The organism is Micromonospora sp. CA-249363 (assembly GCF_050950185.1).
Lineage (GTDB): Bacteria > Actinomycetota > Actinomycetes > Mycobacteriales > Micromonosporaceae > Micromonospora.
The window spans coordinates 460399-485276 of sequence record NZ_CP192020.1; the positions used below are offsets into that span (position 1 = coordinate 460399).

Below are 24878 nucleotides of genomic sequence, written 5' to 3' on the forward strand. Positions count from 1 at the left end.
CGAGGGAGCACGAGCGTGAGCGCGTGGAATATCTCCCCCGGTGGAGTGCGCGACGTCCTGACTCGTACACATGCCGCGGCCACCCCTTTCGAGGGGCAGATGAAGAGCTTGAACTCGGGGTTGGAGGGATCTGCCACCGAGTCCAGTTCGGAGATCGTGGGCCAGGCGCTTCAGGGCTTCGTGGAGTCGATTCGGACGGATCTCGAGTTCGTGTTCACTCGCACGGGGGCGTGCATGCAGGCGGCGGCGCAGGCGACGAACGCCTACGTCGAAGGTGATCTGGAAATGGCGGCGAATGCGCAGCGCAGCGCCGCGGCGGCACCCGACCCGTCGGCCACGATGCCGGGGCCGGGTCGTGGGGCGGTGCCCCGATGATCAACCCGGGGGAGATTCCGCAGATCCCCGGCAACATGGACATGCTGGCTACCCACGCCCAGACGGTCCGGACCGCCGGTGTGGACTTCGCCAACACGGGCCAGGCGGTCGACAGCACGTGGCAGGGGTTGGCGGCGGTGTACGAGGCGCCGGAGGCGGCACAGCTGTTCGCCGCCACCGGCCCGGTGCGTACGGTGTCGGCCTCGGTGGGCGAGGACATCCAGGCCGTCGGGGCCGCTCTGGCGACGTACGCCACCGAGGTCAAGGAGATCAAGGCTCAACTCGCCGCGCTGAAGAGCCAGGCGGAGGAGTTCGTCGGCTCGATCAAGGACGACGAGGACTGGCGGGAGGACCAGGGCAAGGTCGACAAGCACAACGGCCTGATCACCGCCGTGAACACGCAGGTGGCCGCGTTCTTCGAGGCGCAGCGCAAGTGCGCCAACACCATCAACGCCCTGTACGGCGGCCGTCAGTATCGGGCCGACAACGCCGACGGCCAGGCCGAGGACGGCGAGTACGGCTTCACCGCAGACACGCTGAATGCCGCAGCCGGTGAGGACGACGCTCTGCCGTGGGGCAGCAACGAGGAGCACGACCGCGGCTTCCTCGGCGACGTGGGGGCGTTCTTCGTCGGCGTCGGCGAAAGCTTCGTCACCATGCTCGGGGATCTGGGTTCGTTGATCGGCCGGGATCCCACCACCGGTGAGTGGAGCTGGGGCACCGCCGGCCAGTCATGGCTTGGGCTCGGCAAGTTCGTCTGGGCGGTCTCGATCTACATCAACCCGGTGACGATCGTCATCGACCAGACGGTCGGCATGCCGTTCATGGAGAAACGCGAGGCCGGAAACCTACTGCTCAACGCGGGTAAGACCATCATCGCGTACGACACCTGGGGCGAGGACAAGTCGAAGGCGGCCGGCATGGCCACCTTCAACATCGTCTCGGCGGTCGTGGGCACCAAGGGTGCCGCCTCCGGGCTGCGCGGTGCGGGCGCGGCCGTCAACACCATCCGAGGCAGCGCGACCGCCGCCCGGGTCAGCGCCGCGCTCGTGCGTACCGGAAACTGGCTCGACAAGCTGCCCACCGTCGGTGAGGTGGCGATCAACTTCGCCAAGAAGTTCGACATCAAGATTCCGCAGTTGGGGTTGGTGCCGGCGATCGCCGGCGACGTGCCGATCGGGCGTGGCTTCGACGTCGAGATGCCGACCGTTCGCGGTGGCGACGCGATGCACATGGACGGCGGCAACGGCCCGGGCGGCCACGTGCCTGGCGGGAACACGCCGGGCGGTCACGTCCCAGGCGACCTGACGCCCGGTGGGCATATCCCGGATGGCAACGCCCCCGGTGGGCACATCCCGGATGGCAACACCCCGGGCGGGAACCTCCCGGAGGGCAACACTCCCGGCGGCAACCTCCCCGAGGGCAACGGGCCTGGTAGCAATCTGCCTGATGGCAACGGGCCTGATGGCAACCTCCCGGACGGCAACACCCCCGACGGGAACCCGCCGGCCGGGGGAATCCCCGATCGCGGGCGGGATCTCACGCCGGATGAGCAGCAGCGCTTCGTTGATCAGGCCGAGCGGCTCAATCCGGCAGCGAGGGCCCAGGCTTTGGAGTTGCTCGCCCGAAGCGACCTGCCAGACGGTGTGGCCAACCGCGCCGTCCGGGACTTCGTCGACCTACAGGATTCCGGGCGATTGGCAGGCAGCGCAGATCGGCAGGCCCAGGTCCTGCGCGACATGATGGAACAGTTGGGTGGAGACCGTTCCGCCGCAGCGGGAGCGGCCGCTGAATTGCGTGCCGCGAATGACGTTCTCAACAGCCCCGACCTGATGCCTGGCTCGAAGATCGGTATCAGCGTCAAGAATGAGTCTGTCGATCTTGGCACCGGCACGGTCGTCGACACCGGACGCGTCCCCGAAAGTGATCTCGTTTATCAGACCAGGGACGGCAAGGTGCATTTGGACGAGGTCAAGGCGACCGCGCAGACGGTGGCGAATAAGATCAATGAGAAGCCCGAGCAGTTGAGCCGGATGCTTGAATGGCGGGCGGCAGATCCCGCAGGGCGGGCAGTGAGCTATCGGGTCGGGACCGACGAGGGGTTGAAGGGCCTTTTCAGCATGACCAACCCTAAGCCGAAGCAGTATGCGCTCGACCGGATCGCCGATGCAGACGTGCCGGTCCAGATTGGCGGGCGTACGTTGACTCCGGATCAGCTGCGCCAACTGCGTGAGGCGGCGCTGGAGGCCTCAGTGAATCCAGCGCACCCCATGAAGCCGGGCCAGGCGGGGGCCTGGTTCGACGAGCACATGCCGAACCTCGCTGCGGCACGCGACTTCCTCAGACCTTTTGGAGTTGAGTTCCTGTGAGCGACCTTCTGGTAGAGCCCGACCTGTTGGCGAGCCTGCCGCCCTCGTGGCAGGCGGCGGAGTCAGGTCGACGTCATCCCGCGATCAGGGACTTGCCGGCCGATCCTGAGCAGCGGGCGCTTGCGCTCTCGGCTCTGGAAGCGTGTCTGGCTTTTCAGGTGAACTCGGCCGCTCGTTATGGCGAGGACCCGACGTGGGGGCTGCCTGAAACGTTCTTCGACGACGACTGGTTCCTGCTGCAGGTGAGGCTCAAGCGGCGGCTGCCGACGCTCGCCGACGTGACGCGGACGAACGTGCGTGACTGGCTGCAGGGGGACGATGTGGCGGAGATCCTCGACGCCACGTGGACCGAGCCCTCGGATGAGCTCGTCGAGGCGGTCGGGCAGATGTGGGCGACCTTCATTGTCAATGGTCTGACGGTGGATCTGCTCCGTTGGCTGGGGTGGGTCGCACGAGATCATTTGGATGTCGAAGAGCGCGCGAGGGCGCTCGACCTCCTCAAGGCGGCCACCCGGCGCCTGCCGTGGCGTCACACGATCGAGACCATTCCGGTGATTCTGAGTCTCGGGGGCTCGAATGAGCGTGCCTATTTCGACCAGTTGGCGAATGATCCGGATCTGCACGAGAAGACCCGAGCCGAGGCGGAGAGTGTGAGCTCATTCATCGACCGGCAACACGAACCGATCTAGCAAGGGGGGCGAGCCATGGACCTCGTCAGAGGACCTCAGGAGATCCTCGAGTCCCTCGACTGAGTCGCGTTAGGAACGACGTGAGCATCTCGAGCTATCTGGTGTGTCCGTCCCGCAAGGTGATAATCGGGCTCGGTAAGCGGCTTAGAGACGAGAGTGGCGCGGTCACCGGGTTCTCCATCGGTAGTCTGGCGAACGATCCGGGCCTTCACGAGAGGACTCGCGCCGAGGCGGAGAGCGTGAGCTCGTTCATCGACCGTCAACCGGAGCCGATCTAGCGGGGGACGTTCAGGCCGTAGCGGCGAACCACCGCCCCCAGCGCCTCGTACGGCGCACCCGGACCGCCGTCCAGTCGGTACCACCACGCCCGTCGGGCGCCCCGCCCGAAGGCGCGACCCACGACGACCTCGTGCTCGGACTCGACGGGGTTCTCGTGGTGGCCGACGAGGATGCCCCACGGCAGCGCCGGCATGCTCGGCGTGCTCGACCGCAGTCCGCCGGACCGGCCCGGATGGACGGTCACGATCATGCTGCGGACGGTACCCGCCAGCTTCTCGGCGAGCCCTTCGAGCGTCGCCGCGTCGACGACCGACAGGGGCGGGCCGGCCAACCGGAGTTGTTCGCGGACGCCGAGGTCGACCCGCTCGACTGTCAGGACCCCGAGCGTCGCCGACTCGTCTTCGCCGCCGACGATGGTGAGGCTGGTGGGTGCGGGCGCGCGCGTTCGACAGAGTGCCGTGAGTTCGTGGCGTGACCACGGCTCGGTGGCCGGCTCCGCGACGCCCCATCCGGTCGGCTCGCCACCGGTGAGGGCGCGGACGGCGGCTTCGGTGCTGGCACCCAGCCGTAGGGCCTCGGTGGCGGGGTGAACGGTGACGATCTGGATCTCCAGTCCGCCGGTCCACGGCGTGTCGGTGGGCAGGGATCCGGAGGTCCGCGTGGCGTCGGAGGTGGCGAAGCGCTGACCGTCCCAGCGCAGCGGCAACCCGGTGAGCCCGTCGCGGTACTCCTCGCCCGCCCGGACCACCCACTGGCCCTGCGCCTGGGCGAGCATCGTCTCGAACGGGTACGTGATGACGCCGTCGGCCGGCGTGACGACCTGGAGCAGCAGATTGTCGCGTACCGCGTCGACGGCGGCCTGCGCGAGCCACGGTGCCAGGCCGACCACCGCGCGGTCCTGGTGCAGGACGACGGCCCGGTCGGTGATCGTGTCGGTCGCGCCGTTCATCGGCTTTCCCATGTCAGCCCTCCGGTGATCTCGACGAGCGCGGCGGTGAAGCGGCGGGCCACGTCCGCGGCCTGCGGGTCCGCGCCCGGTGCCCGGCTCTCCACCCACCACACCGGCTCGGGTACGTCGTCGGTGAGGCCCAGCAGCCGCTGCGCCTCACCGGGTACGCGGACCAGGCGTGCGGCCTCGACGCTCAGCAGGAGTCGTCCGTCGCCGGGGTCGAACAACTGCACCAGTCCGGCCGCCTCGACGGTGTCCATCTTCAGCTCGGAGCCGGCCGCGAGCAGGGCGCCGAGCATCGCGGCGGCATCGGGCTCGGCGCGGCACAACGCCACCGTGTCGAACGTCATCAGTGCTCCTTCGTCTCACCGGTGAACGCGGTCTGCACCATCCGGGGACCGTCGCCGGGGCGGATCAGTTGCGCCCGGCCGGTCGGCAGGACCATGGGCCGCACGCCCGAGAAGAGTTGGCCCTCCGTCCGGTCACCGGACATGAGCAGGCTGAGGCAGCCGGCCTCCCGTACGGCCAGCGGGAACGGCTCGAACAGGCCGCGTGAGGCACCGGCCACTCGCCGCGCCATCACGACGTGCAGCCCGGTGTCGCGGCCGGCCGCGACGTGCGGCACCAGCGCGCCGAGGGGCTGTGTGGCCGACGCGGCCAGGATGTCGTAGTCGTCGATGAGCAGCACGATCCGGGTACGCGCCGCCTCGGGCGACTGCCGTTTCGCCAACTCGTCGGTGACGGCCCTGGACAGTTGCTGGGCGAGGGCGGGGTTCGGGGCGTACCCGCCGCAGTAGGAGTCGGGTACCACGTCGGCGAGGGCGCGGCGCGGGTCGAACACCGCGAAGACCAGTTCCTCGGAGTCGTACTGGCTCATCAGCTCCTCGGCGACCAGCCGTAGCAGGTTCGTCTTGCCCGTCCGGGGATCCCCGAGAACGAGGAGGTGCTGGTCGCGGCCGAAGAGGTCGAGAACGGCGGGGGAGAAGTCGTGCTCGTAGCGGCCGAGGGGAACGACCCCGTGACCGGAGGGGGTGCCGGCCAGGTCGGCCACGGGAAGCACGGCGGGCAGGACCCGCACCGGCGGCGGCAGCGCGCCACTCCAGGCTACCCGCACCGATCGGGCGGCCGCGACCAGACCGCCGACCGCCGCGTCGGCGACCCCGTCCAGGCGGGGAAGCGCCACCTGGGCGAACAGCTTCTCACTGGTCAGCGCCCGACCAGGCTGGTCCGCCGGTACGGCCCGGGCCTGCCTGCCGTCGATGCTGGATTCGGCGGGCTCGGTCAGCCGCAGCTCGACGCGGTTGGCGAAGGCGACCTGCTGCGCGGCGCGGACCTCGTTCCAGCGCCGTGCCGTGCCGATCACGTGGATGCCGTAGCGACCACCCCTGGCGAGCAGGCCGTGCACCTTGGCTTCGAGACCTTCGAACTCCGCGTTGAGCTGGCCGTACCCGTCGATCAGCAACACCACGTCGACGCAGCCGACCTCGGCGCGTACGTCCTCGTCGGCATTGCGCAGGTCGTCGACCGCGTCGAACTGGTGCCGGCTGAAGAGGCGCTGCCGCCGGGTGAGCATCGCGTGGACCTCGTCGACGACGCGGCGGACGCGCTCACGGTCCTCACGGCCGGCGACGCCGCCGACGTGGGGCAACTCGGCGAGCCCCGACAGGCCGTTCCCGAGCAGGTCGATGCCGTAGATCCCGACGTCGGTGGGACGGTAGGTGGTGGCCAGGCCGAGCGCGAGGGTGCGCAGCGCCGTCGTCTTGCCGCTGCCGGGCCCGCCCAGGACGAGCAGGTTGCCGCCGCTCCCCGCGAGGTTGAGCACCCAGGGGCCCTGCCACTGGCGGGCCGGGTCGTCGAGTCGGCCCAGCGGAACCGGTAAGCCACCGGCGGGCAGCGGGCTCATCCCCAGACGTACGCCTTCCGGTGTGGTGTTCACCCCGCCGCCCACCTCGTCGAGGGTGAGCAGGGACGGCAAGGGTGGCAGCCAGATCGCCGGGACGCGTTCGCCGCCCGCCGCCAACTGACCGACCACGGTGGACAGCAGCGTCGGCCCGGTGGTGCGCCGGGTCGCCCTCGGCTCGTCCGTCACGATCGGGTCGGCGTCGGTTCGCGCGGTGCCGAACACCGGCATCGGCTTCGCCAGCGGCCCGACGATCGGGGCGAGTTCGGCGTCCGCGCCGTCGTCGAGCGGGCCGGACACGTAGGCCGCCTTGAACCGCTGGTAGATCGACACGTCCACCTTCAGGTACCCGTTCCCCGGCAGCGGTGGCAGGTGGAACGCGTCGACCGTGTCGAGCACCGTGCGCGACTCGATCTCGGTGAGCGTACGGAGGCCGATCCGGTAGGCGAGATAGTTCTCCAGGCCGCGCATCTTGCCCTGCTCGATGCGCTGGCTGGACAGCAGCAGGTGCACGCCGATGGACCGGCCGATCCGACCGATCCGCAGGAACAGGTCGATGAACTCCGCCTTGGCGGCGAGCAGCTCACCGAACTCGTCGATGAGCACGAGGAGGTGGGGCAGCGGGGGCAGGTCGCTGTGCTCGCCCTGAGCGCGGAGCATGTGGTACTCGGTGATGTCGGTGAGTTTGCCGGCGTCGGCGAGCACCTGTTGACGGCGCTGCACCTCGCCGTCCAGGCTCGTGTACATCCGCTCCACCAGCGCCGCGTCGGCGGCCAGGTTGGTGATCAGCCCGGCCACGTGCGGCAACTCGCCGAACGGCGCGAAGGTCGCCCCGCCCTTGTAGTCCACGAGGACCATCGCCATCCGCTCCGGCGGGTGACTCGCCGCCAGGGCGAGCACCAGCGTGCGCAGCAGTTCGCTCTTGCCCGAACCGGTTGCGCCGACGCACAGGCCGTGTGGCCCCATGCCGAGCTGCGCGGGTTCCTTGAGGTCGAGCAGCACCGGACGCCCTGCGGGGTCGACCCCGATGGGCACGCGGAGGAAGTCCCGCTCTCCGCGTGGCCGCCAGAGGCCGGCCAGATCCAGGTCGGCGGGGTCGGACAGGCCCAACAGCTCCCGGAAGTCGGCCGGTGGGGTGCCGGTGCCGTCGTCGTAGGAGTCGGCGGACAGCCGCAGTGGCGCGATGCTGCGGGCCAGGCCCTCCACGAGCGGGCCCGGCGCCTCGTCGAGCGTGCCTCGTACGGTCACCACCGGGGACGCGGTGAGGTCGTCCAGGGTGACGGAGTCGCCGTCGATGGTGATCCGGCGCGAGACGTCGCCGGGCTCGTGCAGCCGGTCGGCGAGCAGGTGCACCACGGTGACACCGAGGCTGGCCAGACCGACCGTCGGGTCAGGGCTGGTCAGTACGCGGGCCAGTTCGCCGTGCGCGTCGTCGATGACCAGCAGGCGCTTGCGGGCCTTCGCCTCGGAGCGCCCGACACCGTGCCGCAACGATTTGAGCGCACCGGTGGTCCGCTCCTCGAGGTCGTCGCGGAGCAGCTCGACGAGCGCCTGTGCCGTGGTGACCAGCAGCGGGGTCGGGCCCGACGGACCGATCGAGGCCCGGTCGAGCAGGTGTGGCAGCCACCGCGCCCAGCGCCAGTCCCGGGCTCGCTCCGCGGTGGTGATGATCGCCAGCGCCACGTCGTCCGGCGCGTGGAACGTCGCGACCTGAACGAGAATCGCCCTGGCGACGGCCACCGCCTCCGCGTGGTTCGGCGCGATCACGCTGACGTCGCCGGCGCAGTCGAGGTTCGCCCGCAGCGGTAGCCCCGGTGTCAGCGCGAAGCGGCGGATCAGAGAGCGCGCCTCATGACGCATGAACGGATCGAGTGGGTTGGTGGGCGTGCTCTGCTCGCGTAGCTCGATGGGCCGCACCGGCAGCGCGCCCACACCCAGTCGTACGTGCAGGAAGTCGATGTCGGCGCGTCGGCGCTCCCACAACCGGGCCGGGCTGCGGATGACGTCGAGCAGCCGGCTCACCGGCGGGTCGAGGAGGTTCGCCTCCTCGCGCAGGCGCTGCTCGGTCTCGCGCAACTGGTCGCGCAGTTCCTCCAGATAGTCCTGGTAGCGCTCGCGCTGCGCGCGGCGTTGTCGGCCGGCCTTACCCAACTGGGTCAGATACATCGCCCCGGCGGCACCCAGCGCCGCCACCATCACCACCGCGCCGAGGGCCGCGAATCCGGAGCCACGCAGGAACATCATCATGCTCATGGCCACCCCCGCGCCGGCCATCGGCAGCAGCGCCTGAAGCCCCATCGCGGACCTGCCGTCGGGCAGTTGCGGTGGCGGGTCCAGCACGAGGGGGTCCATCGCGGACATCGGGCGGGCCATCCGGGCGGGGCGGTGCACCATGCGCGTCGACATACGGTCCTCCGGTCACGTCTGCCGGGCGCGGGTCAGGGCCAACGCGGCGGCGCGGGTCACCTCCACGAGCGTCGCCTCGCCGATCCGCGACGGCGTGATGAGCGCGCCGGCGGCCAGGTGACGGTCGTAGGGCAGCGCCACCACCGGTACGCCGGTCTGCCCGATCAGCTCCCGTGCCGCGCGCTGGTCCAGCGTCGAGCGGCCGTGCGGGTTGCCCGCGCTCAGCACGACGACCACCCGTTCCAGCCACGCCCCGTACCCGTCGTCGACGATCCGGCGTAGTGCCTGGTAGGTGCCGCGTACCCCATCGGGTGTGGCCGCCGCGACGAGCACCACCGCGTGCGCGTCGGCCATCACCCCCGCCGGGGTACGGGCCTCCAGGCCGGGTGGGCAGTCGGTGACCGTCACGGCGAAGAGGCGCGACAGCGCGCGGGTGACCGCGGTGCACAGGTTCGGGTTGGTGGTGCCGCCCGGCAGCACCCAGAGGCCCGTACCGGTGCGCGGAAGGAGTGGTCCCAGCTCGCGAAGGTCGCCGCCTCGTGCCGCGAGCAGGCCGGGTGCCAGCTTGTGCAGCGACGGGTCGCCCGGCACTCCGAGCCGCCAGGTCAGCGATCCCTCGTACGGGTCGGCGTCCGCGGCGAGCACCGGATCGGCGCGACGGGCCGCGAACACCGACGCCAGCAGCGCGGCGACGATGGACTTTCCCGCGCCACCCTGCACGGAGGCCACCGCGATGCGCCGACCGGTGTGTACGGGCGCCTGCACCTCGGCGGCGAGGTCGGCGAGTTCGCGGTTCTGCCGGCCGCTGGCGAACATCTGGCTGGCGCTGCGCCACGTACGCCGTAGCGCGGAGTCGCCGGAGGGGGGACGGCGCGCGATCGGTGGGGCGTTCGCTTCCGTCACCGAGGCAGCTTCCGACGGCGCGGTGCGCGGCACCGGTGGAGCGCTCATGCCACCGCCTCCGTCAGAAGGTGTCGAGTAGTCGTGAGTAGAGCCCGAACACCCCTACGGCGACGGGCACCAGCGCCATCACGGTCAGGGCCTCGACGCGGTCGGCGAGCTGCCGCCCTCGCGCCAGGATGTGTGGCGGCGGCCGGTACGCCAGGATCGCCAGGGCCACCGCGCTGACACCGAGGGCCGCCACGGCGGTGGCCCACCACGTGTCGGGTCGTTGGCGAATCCAGCACAGCAGCAGGCCCCCCACAACGGTCAGCGTGCCGGCCACCAACGCCACCACTTGGGCGGCCAGCGGAAAGGCGCGCATCCGCAGCAGCAGGGCGGCGGCCACCAGGACCGCCAGCGTCAGCGGCCACGGGCCGGGCGTCGCCGCCAGGACGAGCCCGGCGAGGGTCGCCGATGTCGCAGCCGCGATCGCCGCGACCGCCAGCCCTCGATGCGCGGAGTCGACGGCGGCCTGTACGGATACGCGGCTCACCGGCTCGTCGTTGCTGCGTCGGTCGTCGAGACGGGTGAGGCCCGAGGCGATCAACGCGAAGCGGGGTAGCAGACCCAGTACGCCCACCGACGCGATCGCCATCACCGCCGCGGTCCGCGTGTCGGAGACGCCGAACAGCAGTTGGATGCCCCAACCCGTGACCAGGACAAGTGCCGTCCCGCCGCCGAGGAGGCCGGCGCGGCCGTTGCCCGTCGCCGCGCCCACGGCCAGGACGGTGCAGCCGATCACCACGGCCCACAGCGCCAGCTGTGCGGTGCCGGCGTCGGTCCAACCGGGCACGGTGGTCATCACGATCGCGGCGCCGCTCAGCAACACCGCCACCCCGACGGCCCGTCTGCCCGCGATCGCGAGGAGGAGGCCGGTCAGGGCGACCGCGCCGCCGACGACGCTGATCAGGGCGGGACCGAGCCGTGGGCCGGAGAACAGTGCCGCCGTGGTGGCGGCGACCAGGCAGGCGGTGGTGGCGGTCCACGTCCGAGGGACGTCACCCCATCGGCCACGTCGGCGCGTGAGATCGTCGCCGACCTCGTCGGAGACGTCGTGGACGATCGCCGCCGGTGGTGCCTCCGAGATCGGGTCGATCCGTAGCAGGGCGCCGTCGGGAACGGCGGCCTGGCGCAGACTGCCGGCGGGGTCGAGCACCGTGCCGTCGAGGGTGCTGATCTGGTAGCCCCGCGAGTCGTCCGTCGCCGCGTGACCCACGAGGGCGACGACCTCGGGCAGCAACAGGCCGAGCGGCTCGTCGGCGGGCAACACGAGGTCGATGCGGCGGTGTGGCCCGGCGAGGGTCACCCGACTGAGGTGACCGGCGGACGCGAGGGTCTGCGGACCGGTCATCGCTGGCCCGTCGGCTGGACCGCTGCCGGGTTGCGTGCCCGCTGCTGCTCGGCGACGACGTTCTGGAGGAAGGACCAGCCCACACACACGGCGCAGCCCACCGCCGCCAGCACGAGGCCCAGGCGCAGCCACCGGAACCCGTCACCGGTGGCGCGGACCCGACGCTGGCGGCCCCAGAGCAGCAGCTCACGCATGCGGGCGCGGCGAACCGCGACCGACTCGATGAGCTGAGTGTCGAATTCCCGCGCCACGGTTCGATTCTATCCACGATGGCTAATTCGAACGGGGCAGGCGATCACGCGGTGCCGGGTTGGCTGACCATGGCGACGCGTCGGTGGCGATCAACCCCTACGAATGGCTGATCGCTGCGAGAGCGGCCGCCACTCGGGCCGCCTCGCGTCGACCCTGGTCCCGTCCGGCGGCCACGAGGGCGGGTACGACGGAACGGTCCATCACGCTCGTCCCCTGCGCGCGCTTGGACGCCGTGTCGCGCAGCAACAGCTCGACCGGGCGGCCCGCGTCCAGGCTGGCCCGCTGCTTCTCGATGCGGGCCCACGGACCGATGGCGGCGGTGCTGGGCGCGAGGGCGATCACCGGGCCGCTTCCGGGCGCGAGGTCCAGGTTGAGGCTGGACCGCATGCCGCCGTCCATGTACCGGCGACCGGCGATCGTCACCGGAACGGCGGACTGCGGCATGGCACAGCTCGCGGCGACCGCGTCCACGAGGGACACGCCGTCGTGCCGCGTGAAGAGGCGCAGGTCGCCGGACTCGACGTCGACGGCGACGATGCGGAGGTCGAGGTCCTTCCAGTCGTGGTCCGGAAGGCGGGCCTCCGCGATCCGGCGCTGCCGCGACGGGTCGTCGACGCGCGCCGAGAGCGCGAGCTTGCCGAGGCGACGGGCGGCCTGCTCGGGGCTGCGGGCGAACATCTGTGCCCGGGCGAGCCGTAGGAGGCTGAGCAGGCCCAGCGCGGGCGCGGTCTCGTGGGGTACGCCCTGACGCTGGCGCTCGTACAGCTCGGGCAGGGGTGTGCCGCTGGCGATCTGGGCGCCCACCACGGCGCCGGCGCTCGTGCCGATGAGCACCGCGTCCGGAGACACGGACAGCCCTTCCTCGGCGAGACCGGCGAGGACGCCCACCTCCCAGGCGATGCCGGCGACTCCACCGCCACCGAGGACCCAGACCGGTCGCGTGTCGTCCGCCATCGCCCCTCCACCCTCCGCCGCGATACTGCTAACGCCGTTCGCAGTTCGACGGTAGCAGGCACCGCGCAGCGCTGACAACGGGTGGGGCGGCTCAGGGCTCCCGTCGGCCGAAGATGATCCCGCCGAGCTTGCTCTCCGGTGAGGTGACCGTCATCTCCGCCTCGACCGCGAAGCCGTTGTCGCGGAGCCAGGCCGCCACCTGGGCCGGTCGGCGACGGTGCACGTGGACCCGCATCGGGTGGCCGCCGTACCCCTCGGTCTTGAGCGTCGTCTCGTCACCCACGTGGAAGCCGACCAGCAGTGGGCCGCCGGGCCGTACCACCCGGTGGAAGTGCGCGAGGACCTGACCGAGTTGCCGGTCCGGGATGTGGATGAGCGAATACCAGGCGATCAGGCCGGCCACCGAGCCGTCGGCCAGGTCGAGGTCGGTCATCGAGCCGACCTCGAACCGCAGGCCGGGGTAGTCGCGACGGGCCACCGCCAGCATTCCGGGGGAGAGGTCGATGCCGAACACGTCAAGACCCAGCTCGTGCAGGTGGGCGGCGATGCGGCCCGTGCCGCAGCCCACGTCCGCGACCGGACCGCCGCCCGCGGCGCGGACGAGCTCGGCGAACAGCGCCAGCACCGCCCGCTCGTAGGGTGCGCTCGCCAGGAAGTCGCGGACGAGGTCCGCGTAACTGACCGCTACCGTGTCGTACGAGGTGCGTGTGTCAGCCAGCCAGTCGTCCGCGTCCACCAGGGAAGGCTAGACGCACGTCGTGTCGTCACCACACCCCACGGAGGCCTTCGCCCATGCCCGCCGCGCCACTGACCCTCAGCCTGCCCATCGCCGACCGCTCGGTGTCGTACCGCTTCTACCGCGACGGCCTCGGCCTCGACGCGGTGGGCGAGCTGGCCGACGACGGCCTGCCCGAGCCGCTGCAGTTCGTGGTGAACGACGGGCTGCGCCTGATGCTCATCCCGACCGGCGGCTTCGGTTGGGTGATCGGCCCGCGCGAGGTCGCCCCGCGGGGGCAGAGCGAGTGCCTGCTCAGCCTCAGGGCCGACAGCACGGAGGAGGCGGACGCGATCATCGGGCGGGCGCGCGCCGCCGGTGGTGAGGTGGTCACCGAGCCGGAAACACAACCCTGGGGGTACGCCGGCGTCTTCGCCGATCCGGACGGTCATCTGTGGATGGTGTCGACCGCTCCGCGTTGAGCGGGAGTGTCGGTCGTGCGGAGTACGGTCCGGCCGTGACTGTGACCACCGATACCACCGGGACGTTGCCGACCTCCGCCGACGAGGCCCGACTGTGGGCGCTCATCGAGTCGGCCTGGGCGGAGCTGGGCGCGGAGCCGCAGGCGCTGCGGCGAGCCCTCGTCGAGCGCGATCCGGCCGACGATGACGACGAGTCCGACGAGCATGAGGCGTCGTCCGCGATCGACCGGTGGCTGTCCCCCTTCCTGGACCGCCTCGTGCACCTATCGGCCGGACTGTCCACGCAGGAGTTGACCGACCTCGACCGGGTGGTGGAGCGCAAGCTGCACGACATCGACCGGGAGGACATCCACGAGGTGACCGACGGCTCGGACGACGGTTTCCTCTACTGCCGGGGCTTCATCGTCGCTCTCGGCCGCGACTACTACGAGGCTGTCCGGGCCACGCCCGCCCTCGCCGTGCTCGACGCCGAGTGCGAGAGCATGTGCTACTTCTTCGCCCACCTGCACAACGACCGGTTCGGGTCGTGGCCGGAGACCGGCTCCGGCATCTCCCGCGAGTCGTTCGGCAATCCGGCGGGCTGGTCGAGCTGACCGGTCAGACGTAGATCTTCTTGGCGTACTCCGGGCCGTAGTGCCTCTCCAGTTCCTCCAGGCTCTCGACGGGCGCCTCGACCTCCTTGATCAGGCGGGCGCGGGACGGCAGCACGTCGGGCTCCCAGGTCTCCGGCTGCCACAGCGCGGACCGCAGGAACGCCTTCGCGCAGTGGTAGAAGATCTGCTCGATCTCCACGACCACGGCCAGTACCGGTCGGTGCCCCTTGACCACCATGTCGTCGAACCAGGGCGCGTCGCGCACCAGGCGGGCCCGCCCGTTGATGCGCAGCGTGTCGGTGCGGCCCGGGATCAGGAAGAGCAGCCCGACGTGCGGGTTGTCCAGGATGTTCTGGTAGCCGTCCGCGCGCTTGTTGCCCGGCCGTTCCGGCAACGCGATGGTCGTGTCGTCGAGCACCAGCGCGAACCCGGCCGGGTCGCCCTTGGGCGAGACGTCGCAGGTGCCGTCCGCACCGGCGGTCGCCACCAGGCAGAACGGCGCGGCGGCGAGCCACTGCCGGTCCCGCTCGTGCAGGCGCGGGCGATCCTTGTTGGCGGCCCGGGGGTGCGGTGTCCCGAGCAGCTCGCGTAGCTCCTCGTGCGTGGTGATCTCCACCGTCACGTGATCCTCCCTGAGCCGTTGACCAGGGTGGCGAGTGCGCCACCGTCGCCAGCCTAGGCCCGCGTGGCCATCGAGGTTTGCCCCCGACCGCCGGGGGTACGGCCTCACCCGACACGCCCGCCGCACGTACCGTCCGCAGGAGCGCCGACCAGTGGAGGCCGGGAGATGGAGAGCCGACTCAAGGTGCTGGGTCACCCGGTCCACCCGATGCTGGTCATGTTCCCGGTCGCGCTGCTGGTCACCGCGGTGCTGTTCGACATCATCGACACGGTCGGCGGCCCCGACTTCCTCGGCGAGGTCGCGTACTGGAACATCACCGTCGGTCTGATCGGCGGCCTGCTGGCCGCGGCGGCCGGCTCGTTCGACCTGCTGGCCATCCCGACCGGTACCCGCGCCAAGCGGGTGGGTCTGCTGCACGCGGGCGCGAACCTCGCGGTGATCCTGCTCTTCGCCGCCGTGTGGGCGGTCCGGCTCAACGCCGAGTCGCGGGCCGCCGGTGGCGCGCTGATCGCGATCGAGGTGGTCGCGGTGGCGATCCTCGGCATCAGCGCCTGGCTCGGTGGCGAGCTTGTCGACCGGCTCGGTGTGGGCGTCGACCGCGACGCCGACCTGAACGCGCCCAGCTCACTGCGACCCACCGCCCAGCGGATCGGAGACGCGCGATGAGCGAGCAGCAGTCCGGCGGTTTCGGCCGGGGATGGCGTGGCCGGCAGCAGGGCTGGGACCCGATGGGCGAGTTGCAGTCGTTGCGCGCCGAGCTGAGCCGGCTGGTCGGCGGTCGGGCCGGGGCGTCCGACGTCGAGTTGACCGAGACCGCGGACGGCTGGCAGGTCGTCGTGCGGCTGCCCGGCGTCGCGCCGGAGGAGGTCGCCGTCGAGCTCGACGACCGCGAGTTGTGCGTACGGGCCCGCTCCGAGGCGGAGGTCAACGCCGACCAGGGCATTCCCGGTGGCTTCGAGACACGGGGTTTCGAGTACCGCGTCGACCTGCCGTCGCGGGTCGACCCGGAGGGCATCGACGCGGTGATGGACCACGGGCTGCTGCGGGTCCACCTTCCCCGGGCGGCACGGCCCGCGCCGCGCACCATCACCGTCGGCCGCACCGGGCCGCGCTCCGGCGGCCTGTCCGGGGGTACGCCGGTTCCGGCCGACCCCGCGGCGGACCGGGAGCTGCACCACCCGGACGCCGCCGGCGAGATCGACCGGCCGTAGCGGCCCAGGTGGTCACCCCGTCCCTGCTCGGCCCGACGGCCGGGCGAGTCGAAGACGTGCGGCGGATCGCGGTGCTGCGCGCCAACGCCCTCGGCGACTTCATCTTCGTCCTACCGGCGTTGGAGGCGCTGCGCGCCGCGTACCCCTCGGCGGAGATCGTGCTGCTCGGAGCGCCGTGGCACGCGAAGCTCTGGCGCGACCGGCCCGGCCCGGTGGACCGGGTGCTGGTGGTGCCGCCGGGCCCGGGCATCCGCGAGCCGGAGGCCGACGAGTCGGCGTCGACGATCGACGACTTCGTGGCGGCGGCCCGGAACGAGGGCTTCGACCTGGCGGTGCAGGTACACGGCGGCGGCGCCAACTCCAATCCGTTCATCAGTCGCCTGGGTGCGCGGGTGACCGTCGGGCTGCGCGCCGAGGACGCGCCGCCGCTGGACCGGTGGGTCCGCTACGTGTACTACCAGCACGAGGTGATCCGCTACCTGGAGACAGTGGCCCTGGTGGGGGCTCCGGCCACCACGATCGTGCCGACGTTGGCGGTCACCGACGCGGACCGGGCCGAGGCGGAGCGGGTGCTCGGCCCGCCGGACCGACCCCGGGTGGCGTTGCATCCCGGTGCCAGCGACACCCGACGTCGCTGGCCGGCCGAGCGGTTCGCCGAGGTGGCGGACGCCTTGCACGACGACGGCTACGAGGTGCTGGTGACCGGTACGCCGGCTGAGCGGGAGGTGGTGGACCGGGTGGTCGAGGCGGCCGGGGCCCCGGTCCGGCCGCAGGTCGGCACGCTCAGCCTCGGCGGGTTGGCCGGCTGCTACGCCGGATGTGCGCTCGTCGTCTCGAACGACACCGGCCCGTTGCACCTGGCCGCCGCGGTGGGTACGCCGACGGTGGGCATCTTCTGGGTCGGCAACCTGATCAACACGGCGACCCCGCTGCGGGGCCGGCACCGCCCGATCACCTCGTGGATGGTGCACTGCCCGGTCTGCGGGGTGGACTGCACGCCCGGCATCTACCCGCACCGGCCGGGCGACGGCGAGTGCCCGCACCGCGACTCGTTCGTCACCGACGTGCCGGTGGCCGAGGTGCGCGAGGCCGCCCGCGAACTGCTCAACCCGTAGGGGCGCTCTCGTCGGCGAGGACGACCTCCCACGCCTCCACGTCCCGCTCGGTGACCGTGGTGGGCGTCTCCAGGTGGTAGGCGCCGCTGGGCAGGATGCCCGCCCCGCCGTGGCGGGCCAGCACCGCGAGCTGGGCGGCCACGTCCTCACCCTGGTGTCTCTCCTGCACCCGACGCCAGAAGTCGAACCCGCCGGAGTCGAGGAGCTTGGCCCGGTCGTAGAGCACGCAGCCGCCGATCCAGGACACCTTGTACGCCCGCCACGCGCCCGGCGGCAGGTCCACCCGGGCGGTGACGTGCAGCAGGTTGGCCGCCGAGTGGATCCGCGCGCGATCCCACTCGCCGGTCCCCGGGCGGATCCGCTCCGGCACGGGCGGTCCCGCCCACTCCTCGTAGTGCCCGTGCGTGTCCGGACGGACGTCGTCGACGTACGACAGGCCGTGCACGCCGTTGCCCACGAACCCGCAGCCCAGCTCCTCGATCGCGGTGACCAGCCGGCGCAGCGCCCCCGGCTCCAGCCAGACGTCGTCGTCGAGGTTGAGCACGTACCGGGCGGCCGACGCGGCGAGCAGGTACGCGCGGTGCTCGGCCAGACCCCGGCGCGGCAGCCGGCGGGTCAGCAGCACCGGGTGGCCGGCGTGCCGTAGCGCCCGGACCATGGTGGCCGCGGCCGGGTGGGCGTACGCCGGCTCGGAGTCGGACTGGTCGCTGACCACCACGCCGAAGCCGGGCACCCCCTCCTGCGCGGCGAGCCCGGCCAGCGTGACGGCCAGCTCGGTGGGCCGGTTACGGGTCGGGATCAGCACGTCGACGAGCCGGTCGACGCGGAACTCCGCCGGTGCGCCGAGGGCGAGGGGCCGGTTCACGACGACTGGGTACGGGTGCTCAACGACGGGTCGGAGACGTACGACGACGGGTCCTGACCGTGTGACCGGATCCGTTCGATGATCGCGGAGGTGGACCGGTCCGGCACGTACCCGAGGGTCCGTACCTGACCGCCGAGCCGCCGCACCAGCGGCGCCTCCGGCACCAGCTCGGGCGGGTAGTCCCCGCCCTTGACGTAGACGTCCGGCCGGACCGCCTCGATCAGCGCGGCGGGCGAGTCCTCCTCGAAGACCACCACGTGGTCCACGCAGGACAGCGCGGCCAGCAGGGCGCCACGGTCCTCGACGGGGTTGACCGGCCGGTCCGGGCCCTTGAGCCGCCGTACGCTGCCGTCCGAGTTGACCGCCACGATGAGCAGGTCGCCCAGGGCGCGGGCCTGCTCCAGGTAGCGCACGTGCCCGGGGTGCAGCACATCGAAGCAGCCGTTGGTGAACACCACCGACCGTCCCGCCTCGCGGTGTTCGGCGACGATCGCGTCCAACTCGTCGGTGCCGACCACCGCCGGGTGTCCGGTGGCCTCCGGCGGCATGTCGAGCGCGGCGAGCAGGTCGTCGCGCAGGCACACGCAGGTGCCGGTGTCGGAGACCGTGATGGTGGCCGCGAGCTGGGCGAGTTGCGCGGCGGTGGGCAGTGGCGCGGCGGCGGCCAGGGCGAGGGTCATGGCGGCCAGGTACGCGTCGCCCGCTCCCACGGCGTGGCTCGCCGGGACCGGGGTGCTGTGGCTGCGCCGCCGCTCGCCGTCCGCGCCGCCGACGACCGCGCCGTCGGTGTCCAGGGTCACCGCGACCACGTCCGCCCCCGTGTGCGCGTGCAGCTCGGGGAGGCGCGACTCGGCCAGCACGGCGCGGTCCACACCCGCTCCGGCCTCGGTGTTCACCGTGACGCCCGTCCCGGTGACGCTGAGACCGTCGCCGGTGAGGGCTACCCGACTCTCGCCCGGCGTGGGCTCGCCGACCGGGCCGGGGCGGTCGTCGGCACGGGCCCCGCCGGGTGCGGCCCCGACGCTCAGCTCGGACGGCCCGTCGGCCGGATCGTTCTCGGGGTGCTCCAGGTGCAGATCGGCGCCGGCCGTCGTACGGGTCGCGCCACCGGCGCGGGCCAGCAGCCGGGTCGCCTCGGCGAAGCTCGGGGTGACCACGGTCGGCGCGAGCCCCCGCCAGTCGGCGAGGTCGTGGGCGTCCAGCGCGACCGTGGCGTACCGCTCGCGGTTCTCGACCAACCATGCGCGGACCGGTGCGGGCAGCGCCCCCAGGCCGTAGTCGCAGACCACCAGGGTCGGCGCCTCGCCGTCGGCGGCGGCGCGCAGTTCCTCGGTGGCGCAGTCCAGCGCCGTGAGCAGCCGGGTCACCCCGTCCGGGTCGAGCGCGTCGTCCGGGTCGCCGGAATCCTCCCGGAGCAGGATCTGGTTGCCGGCCAGCATCCGCCGCTTCACGGGCGTGGGTCGGCCGGGTTGATTCACGGTACGGTCCCAGACGCCGGCCCGGTCCAGACAGTCGTGCAGTTCGTCGCCCGCGACGTCGGCCCCGACCGGCGCCACCAGCACGGCACGACCGCCGAGGGTGGCGACGTTGACGGCGGTGTTCGCGGCCCCACCGGCGGCGGAGATCCGCCGACGCAGGGTCAGGACCGGGGCGGGCGCCTCCCGGCAGAGCCGGTCGGACTCGGCGAACCGCCACTCGTCCAGCATGGCGTCACCGATGATCAGGACCGGACGCCCGAGCCAGCTCTCCACGACGGTGGCGAGCCTGCGCTGTTCCGCTGCTGCTCCTGCCATGCCTCCCCGGGTCCCCAGCGGCCCCCCGGCCAAACCTGGGCCGGATGTGACGCCCTCCGTGGGGTGTTTCGGGCGGTAGGTCGCGGGAAGGGAATTGAGGTACCCCGGAGAGGAGATGTACCGAGATGGCAGCGACATTGCAGGGTAAGAGTATCGCCTTCCTGGCCGCCGACGGTGTCGAGGAGGTCGAGTACGTCCAACCGCGCGAGGCGGTCGAGAACGCCGGCGCGACCGCGGAGCTGGTCTCGCTCAAGCCCGGTTCCATTCAGTCCTTCAACCACCTCGACCAGTCCAAGACGTACGACGTGGACGTCACCGCGGCCAAGGCGGACGCCGCCGGGTACGACGCGCTGGTGCTGCCCGGTGGGGTGGCGAACCCGGACTTCCTGCGGTCCGACCCGGACGCCGTGCGGTTCGTGAAGGCGTTCTTCGAGGCCGGCAAGCCGGTCGGGGTGATCTGCCACGGCCCGTGGACGCTGATCGAGGCGGACGTGGTGCGCGGCCGGAAGATCACCTCCTGGCCCAGCCTGCGCACCGACCTGACCAACGCCGGCGCAACCTGGGTGAACGAGGAGTGCGTAACCGACGGCAACCTGACCAGCAGCAGAAACCCCGACGACCTCCCCGCCTTCTGCGCCCAAATCACCAAGTCCTTCGCCGCCTCCTAACCCCCCACCCACCCCGTTGATCATGAAGTTATTGCCGCCGGGTTCGGCGTGTCATGGCAATAACTTCATGATCAACGGCGATATGGGTGCGGGCTGCGCGCATGTTCTGAGGTGGGGTGGATAGAAGGGCGTATGACTGCCGACGCCTCCGCTGCCCCGGTGTTGAACCGCCAGCAGATCAGACTTCTCATGCTGGGCCTGATGACCGGCATGCTGCTGGCCGCCCTCGACCAGACCATCGTCGGTACGGCCCTGCCGACGATCGTCGGTGAGCTGGGCGGGATCAACCACTACTCGTGGGTGGTCACGGCGTACCTGCTCGCCTCGACCGCGTCGACGCCCCTGTACGGCAAGATGGCCGACCTGTACGGGCGTCGCCCGGTCTTCCTCTTCTCGATCGGCACGTTCCTGCTCGGGTCGCTGCTGGCCGGGCTGTCCCAGAACATGACCCAGCTGATCATCACGCGGGGCATCCAGGGGCTCGGCGCCGGTGGTCTGCTGACGCTGGCGTTCACGATCATCTCGGACGTGGTCTCACCCCGGGAGAGGGGCCGCTACCAGGGGCTCTTCGGCGCGGTGTTCGGCATCGCCTCGGTGGCCGGCCCGCTCGTCGGTGGCTATTTCGCCGAGACCGACTGGCGGTGGATCTTCTACATCAACGTGCCGCTGGCGATCCTGGCCATCGTGGTCTGCTACCACGTGATGCGGCTGATCCCGTTCGAGCGGCGGAACCACGCGATCGACTGGCTCGGGGCGGGTCTGCTGGTCGCCGGGGTGAGCAGCCTGCTGCTCGCGCTGAGCTGGGGTGGCAACGAGTACGCCTGGGGCTCCGGCGTGATCATCGGTCTCTTCGTCGCCGGCGCCGTGCTCGCGGTGCTGTTCGTGCTCCAGGAGGCACGGGTCGCCGAGCCGATCCTGCCCCTGCGGCTGTTCCGCAGCGCCACGTTCGCGCTGGCCAACTCGGCCGGCTTCGTGCTCGGTCTGGTGATGTTCGGGTCGATCATCTTCATCCCGCTGTACCTGCAGATCGTCAAGGGCGCCTCGCCGACCCGCAGCGGTCTGCTGATGCTGCCGATGATGACGGGCATCATCGCCACCTCCATCATCACCGGGCGCGCGATGAGCCGGATCGGCCGCTACAAGTGGTTCCCCGTCGCCGGGTCGGTGACCCTGCTGGTCGGCATGTTGCTGTTCACCCAGCTCAAGGTGGACACCTCGCTCTGGGTCGCGTTCGCCTTCATGGTCGTGATCGGCGTCGGCCTGGGCCTGTGCATGCAGTCGCTGGTCCTCGCGGTGCAGAACGCCGTCTCCGTGCGCGACCTGGGCGCGGGCACCTCGTCGGCGACCTTCTTCCGGTCGCTGGGCGGGTCCTTCGGCGTGGCGATCCTCGGCGCGGTGCTCTCCTCGCGGCTCGCCGGGGGCCTGTCCGACCGGCTGCCGGGCGCGATCGCCCAGCTTCCGCCGGAGCAGCGGTCCGCGGTCGCGGCGAGCGGTGGCACGAACATCTCCATCAACGACCCAGCGACGATCATGGCGTTGCCCGGACCGGTGCGGACGGCGATCCAGAACGCCTTCGTCGACGCGTTGGACATGGTCTTCCTGACCGCCGGGCTGGTGGCCATCCTGGCGGTGCTGGTGACCCTGGCGATGCCGAACAACGAGCTGCGGGGCACCGGCCCGCAGGGTGCGAAGGGTGGGGCCGACCCGCTCGGCGGTGAGGCTCCCGCGCCGGGCGGCAAGCCGCTGACGCGTGAGTCCAAGGACGAGGCCGCCGCCGACATGGAGGCCAAGTCCCAGACGATGATCTGACCGCCTCCGGCCGCTTGCCCGGAGCTGTCCGCGACGGCGAGCATCCGAACAAGCGTGATGACTGTGCGTCATCAATATGCCTCACAGTCATCACGCTCGTTGGCACATCCGCGACCCGCCGCGCTCCGGGCCCGGGCGGCGTCCGCACCCCAGCCGCCGCGCTACTTGAGAATGAGCCGGTTCGTCTGCTCGAAGACGTCCAGGTCGGCCAGGGTCTCCATGACCGAGGCGGAGAGTGGGGCGGGGAAGCGGTCCCGGGCGAAGAAGCCCGCGTCGGTGGTCTCGTCGGTGAGTCGGGTCAGTTGCCCGTCCCACTCCTCCACCTTGAAGGCCGTCGTGAAGACCTGGTACGTGTGCCCGTACATGTTGGTGCTGGTCCGGTCCGGGCCGGTGTAGAGGGCGAACGCGCAGACCCGTAGCGCCCGCAGCCCGGTCTCCTCGCGCACCTCGCGTACCGCGCAGTCGGCGATCGACTCGCCCAGCTCCATGGCCCCGGCCGGCATGGCCCACTGGCCGTTGTCGGAGCGTTGGATCAGCAGGATGCGCCCCGCGTTGTCGCTGACCACGGCACGGGCGCCGACGAACATCAGCGTCCGGTCCCCGGCGAGCGCGCGCAACTGCCCCACGTACGAGTCGGCCCAGGAGATGCTCACCTGCGACAATTTACGGGGGTTCCCAACGTGTGACCGCCGACACTAGCTTGTTACCCATGCGTAGCACGATGATGGACGCTCCCCTGCAGGTCTCCCGGATCCTCGACCACGGCGCGGGGGTGCACGGCACGGCCGAGGTGGTCACCTGGACGGGTGCCGAACCCCGCCGGATGACGTACGCCGAGGTGGGCCGCACGGCGGCCCGGCTGGCCCACGCGCTGCGCGACGAGTGCGGGGTGACCGGCGACGAGCGGGTCGCCACCTTCATGTGGAACAACAACGAGCATCTGGTCGCCTATTTCGCGGTGCCCAGCATGGGCGCGGTGCTGCACACGCTCAACATCCGGCTCTTTCCCGACCAGGTCGTCTACATCGCCAACCACGCGCAGGACCGGGTGGTGCTGGTCGACACCACGCTCATCCCGCTGCTGGCCCGGGTGATCGGCGAGCTGGAAACGGTGCGGCACGTGGTGGTGGTCGGCGGTGGCGACCCGACCCCCATCACCGCGGCGGCCGGTGACCGGATCACCGTGCATCACTGGGACGCGCTGCTCGCCGACCGTCCGGACGTGTACGACTGGCCGGAGGTGGACGAGCGCGACGCGGCGGCGCTCTGCTACACGTCCGGCACCACCGGCAATCCGAAGGGCGTCGCGTACTCGCACCGGTCCATCTACCTGCACTCGTTGCAGGTCTGCATGCCGGAGGGCTTCGGTCTGGGGCCGACCGACCGGGAGCTGGCCATCGTGCCGATGTTCCACGCCATGTCGTGGGGTCTGCCGTACGCGGCGTTCCTCTCCGGCGCGTCGCTGATCATGCCGGACCGCTTCCTCCAGGCCGCGCCGATCGCCGAGATGATCGCCGCCGAGCACCCCACCCTGGCCGGCGCGGTGCCGACCATCTGGACCGACCTGCTGGCCTACCTGGACGACCACGACGTGGACACTTCCTCGCTGACCGAGGTGATCGTCGGCGGTTCGGCCTGCCCGCCGGCGCTGATGCACGCGTTCGACGAGCGGCACGGGATCGACGTCATCCACGCCTGGGGGATGACCGAGATGTCGCCGCTGGGGTCGGTCTCGCGTCCGCCCGCCGGGGTGTCGGGCGACGAGGCCTGGCGCTACCGCTACACCCAGGGCCGTGTGCCGGCGGGCGTGCAGGCGCGGATCGTCGGCCCGTCGGGCGAGCCGCTGCCCGCCGACGGCGCGGCCGTGGGCGAGCTGGAGGTCCGGGGGCCGTGGGTGACCGCACAGTACGTCGGTGAGGACGCCCCTGATCCGGAGAAGTTCCGCGACGGCTGGCTGCGGACGGGTGACGTCGGCACGCTCTCCACCGACGGGTACATCACGCTGACCGACCGGGCGAAGGACGTGATCAAGTCCGGCGGCGAGTGGATCTCGTCGGTCGAGCTGGAGAACGCGCTGATGGCCCACCCCGCCGTGCTGGAGGCGTGCGTGGTGGGTGTCCCGGACGAGCGGTGGGACGAGCGGCCACTGGCGACCGTGGTGGTTCGCGAGGGCGCTTCGGTGACCGCCGAGGAGCTGCGGGACTTCCTGGCCGGTTCGGTGGCCCGCTGGCAGTTGCCCGAGCGGTGGGCGTTCATCGACACGGTGCCGAAGACCAGCGTGGGCAAGTTCGACAAGAAAGTCGTCCGTTCGCGGTACGCCGAAGGCGACCTTACTGTCCGGCAGCTGACAGCACCGTAACGTTTGACCGGGCACCGTCGCCTATGGGCAGAGGAGTACTCCTGACATTCCTCCCCAGAGGGCGGCCCCGGCGTTCGCACCGCGCCGGGGCCGCCCGCTCCACGCGGGTGACCCCGCACCGTCATTCTTGCGAAAATTGTTCGCCTCTGTCCCGGTGACGGAGAAATCGGGTGCTTCGAC

Annotated in this window: 23 protein-coding genes; 11 read left to right on the plus strand and 12 right to left on the minus strand. The window is 71.3% G+C overall.

Features of this window, described 5'->3' with window-relative positions:
* Positions 1-15 precede the first annotated feature (15 nt).
* From ACQPZK_RS02215 to ACQPZK_RS02225, 3 genes are read left to right on the plus strand one after another with little or no spacing between them, the layout of a single operon-like run.
* Entirely contained in the window at positions 16-375 is a 360-nt protein-coding gene (locus ACQPZK_RS02215; RefSeq protein WP_433536682.1) for a DUF6507 family protein, read from the plus strand.
* Complete coding sequence (locus ACQPZK_RS02220; RefSeq protein WP_433536683.1) at positions 372-2744, plus strand: hypothetical protein; 2373 nt, start codon at positions 372-374, stop codon at positions 2742-2744. Before ACQPZK_RS02215 ends, ACQPZK_RS02220 begins: the two co-directional genes overlap by 4 nt.
* Positions 2741-3433 (plus strand): hypothetical protein, encoded by a 693-nt coding sequence (locus ACQPZK_RS02225; protein ID WP_433536684.1) that lies wholly within the window; start codon positions 2741-2743, stop codon positions 3431-3433. Before ACQPZK_RS02220 ends, ACQPZK_RS02225 begins: the two co-directional genes overlap by 4 nt.
* Before the next feature lie 274 nt (positions 3434-3707).
* Here the strand turns inward: ACQPZK_RS02225 and ACQPZK_RS02230 are convergent, their stop codons facing one another.
* From ACQPZK_RS02230 to ACQPZK_RS02265, 8 genes are all read right to left on the minus strand, one after another.
* Positions 3708-4673: a DUF6177 family protein gene (locus ACQPZK_RS02230; RefSeq protein ID WP_433536685.1), complete on the minus strand. Its 966-nt coding sequence runs from the start codon at positions 4671-4673 to the stop codon at positions 3708-3710.
* Positions 4658-5011: a hypothetical protein gene (locus ACQPZK_RS02235; RefSeq protein WP_433536686.1), complete on the minus strand. Its 354-nt coding sequence runs from the start codon at positions 5009-5011 to the stop codon at positions 4658-4660. Before ACQPZK_RS02235 ends, ACQPZK_RS02230 begins: the two co-directional genes overlap by 16 nt.
* Positions 5011-8967, minus strand: coding sequence for a type VII secretion protein EccCa (gene eccCa, locus ACQPZK_RS02240; protein ID WP_433536687.1), 3957 nt, complete (start codon positions 8965-8967; stop codon positions 5011-5013). The genes ACQPZK_RS02235 and eccCa overlap by 1 nt, the downstream gene beginning before the upstream one ends.
* A 12-nt stretch (positions 8968-8979) precedes the next feature.
* Complete coding sequence (locus ACQPZK_RS02245; protein ID WP_433536688.1) at positions 8980-9918, minus strand: MinD/ParA family ATP-binding protein; 939 nt, start codon at positions 9916-9918, stop codon at positions 8980-8982.
* A gap of 13 nt (positions 9919-9931) precedes the next feature.
* Positions 9932-11260: a type VII secretion integral membrane protein EccD gene (eccD, locus tag ACQPZK_RS02250; protein WP_433536689.1), complete on the minus strand. Its 1329-nt coding sequence runs from the start codon at positions 11258-11260 to the stop codon at positions 9932-9934.
* Positions 11257-11511 (minus strand): hypothetical protein, encoded by a 255-nt coding sequence (locus ACQPZK_RS02255; protein WP_433536690.1) that lies wholly within the window; start codon positions 11509-11511, stop codon positions 11257-11259. Before ACQPZK_RS02255 ends, eccD begins: the two co-directional genes overlap by 4 nt.
* A 97-nt stretch (positions 11512-11608) precedes the next feature.
* A complete protein-coding gene (locus ACQPZK_RS02260; RefSeq protein WP_433536691.1) occupies positions 11609-12466 on the minus strand; it encodes a patatin-like phospholipase family protein in 858 nt (285 codons plus the stop codon).
* Between the two features lie 91 nt (positions 12467-12557).
* The gene (locus tag ACQPZK_RS02265; protein ID WP_433536692.1) at positions 12558-13202 is read right to left on the minus strand and encodes a class I SAM-dependent methyltransferase; all 645 of its coding nucleotides are present in this window, start codon (positions 13200-13202) and stop codon (positions 12558-12560) included.
* A 56-nt stretch (positions 13203-13258) separates the two neighbouring features.
* Here ACQPZK_RS02265 and ACQPZK_RS02270 point away from each other — a divergent pair, with 56 nt between their 5' ends.
* Together ACQPZK_RS02270 and ACQPZK_RS02275 are read left to right on the plus strand one after the other, a co-directional pair.
* Complete coding sequence (locus tag ACQPZK_RS02270) at positions 13259-13663, plus strand: VOC family protein (protein ID WP_433536693.1); 405 nt, start codon at positions 13259-13261, stop codon at positions 13661-13663.
* 35 nt (positions 13664-13698) lie between these two features.
* Positions 13699-14256 (plus strand): DUF4240 domain-containing protein, encoded by a 558-nt coding sequence (locus tag ACQPZK_RS02275; RefSeq protein ID WP_433536694.1) that lies wholly within the window; start codon positions 13699-13701, stop codon positions 14254-14256.
* A 4-nt stretch (positions 14257-14260) separates the two neighbouring features.
* On the opposite strand, the gene ACQPZK_RS02280 is transcribed toward ACQPZK_RS02275, so the two are convergent.
* Positions 14261-14878: a pyridoxamine 5'-phosphate oxidase family protein gene (locus ACQPZK_RS02280; protein ID WP_433536695.1), complete on the minus strand. Its 618-nt coding sequence runs from the start codon at positions 14876-14878 to the stop codon at positions 14261-14263.
* Positions 14879-15043: 165 nt separating this feature from the next.
* On the opposite strand from ACQPZK_RS02280, the gene ACQPZK_RS02285 reads away from it, so the two are divergent.
* The 3 genes from ACQPZK_RS02285 to ACQPZK_RS02295 are packed head-to-tail and all read left to right on the plus strand — an operon-like array spanning position 15044 to position 17204.
* Complete coding sequence (locus ACQPZK_RS02285) at positions 15044-15544, plus strand: DUF2231 domain-containing protein (RefSeq protein ID WP_433536696.1); 501 nt, start codon at positions 15044-15046, stop codon at positions 15542-15544.
* Positions 15541-16089, plus strand: a complete 549-nt coding sequence (locus ACQPZK_RS02290) for an Hsp20/alpha crystallin family protein (protein WP_433536697.1) — start codon at positions 15541-15543, stop codon at positions 16087-16089. The genes ACQPZK_RS02285 and ACQPZK_RS02290 overlap by 4 nt, the downstream gene beginning before the upstream one ends.
* 8 nt (positions 16090-16097) lie before the next feature.
* Positions 16098-17204, plus strand: coding sequence for a glycosyltransferase family 9 protein (locus tag ACQPZK_RS02295; RefSeq protein ID WP_433536698.1), 1107 nt, complete (start codon positions 16098-16100; stop codon positions 17202-17204).
* On the opposite strand, the gene ACQPZK_RS02300 is transcribed toward ACQPZK_RS02295, so the two are convergent.
* Both ACQPZK_RS02300 and rfaE2 read right to left on the minus strand, forming a co-directional pair.
* Positions 17194-18069: a glycosyltransferase gene (locus tag ACQPZK_RS02300; RefSeq protein WP_433536699.1), complete on the minus strand. Its 876-nt coding sequence runs from the start codon at positions 18067-18069 to the stop codon at positions 17194-17196. The genes ACQPZK_RS02295 and ACQPZK_RS02300 overlap by 11 nt on opposite strands.
* Positions 18066-19862, minus strand: a complete 1797-nt coding sequence (gene rfaE2, locus ACQPZK_RS02305) for a D-glycero-beta-D-manno-heptose 1-phosphate adenylyltransferase (RefSeq protein ID WP_433536700.1) — start codon at positions 19860-19862, stop codon at positions 18066-18068. The genes ACQPZK_RS02300 and rfaE2 overlap by 4 nt, the downstream gene beginning before the upstream one ends.
* Before the next feature lie 125 nt (positions 19863-19987).
* Between rfaE2 and ACQPZK_RS02310 the strand changes: the two genes are divergently transcribed.
* Together ACQPZK_RS02310 and ACQPZK_RS02315 are read left to right on the plus strand one after the other, a co-directional pair.
* Positions 19988-20530: a type 1 glutamine amidotransferase domain-containing protein gene (locus ACQPZK_RS02310; RefSeq protein ID WP_433536701.1), complete on the plus strand. Its 543-nt coding sequence runs from the start codon at positions 19988-19990 to the stop codon at positions 20528-20530.
* A gap of 132 nt (positions 20531-20662) precedes the next feature.
* Complete coding sequence (locus tag ACQPZK_RS02315; RefSeq protein WP_433536702.1) at positions 20663-22339, plus strand: MDR family MFS transporter; 1677 nt, start codon at positions 20663-20665, stop codon at positions 22337-22339.
* A gap of 161 nt (positions 22340-22500) precedes the next feature.
* On the opposite strand, the gene ACQPZK_RS02320 is transcribed toward ACQPZK_RS02315, so the two are convergent.
* Positions 22501-22992, minus strand: a complete 492-nt coding sequence (locus ACQPZK_RS02320) for an NUDIX domain-containing protein (RefSeq protein WP_433536703.1) — start codon at positions 22990-22992, stop codon at positions 22501-22503.
* A 71-nt stretch (positions 22993-23063) separates the two neighbouring features.
* Between ACQPZK_RS02320 and ACQPZK_RS02325 the strand changes: the two genes are divergently transcribed.
* Positions 23064-24698: a fatty acid--CoA ligase gene (locus ACQPZK_RS02325; protein ID WP_433539086.1), complete on the plus strand. Its 1635-nt coding sequence runs from the start codon at positions 23064-23066 to the stop codon at positions 24696-24698.
* Positions 24699-24878: the final 180 nt, after the last annotated feature.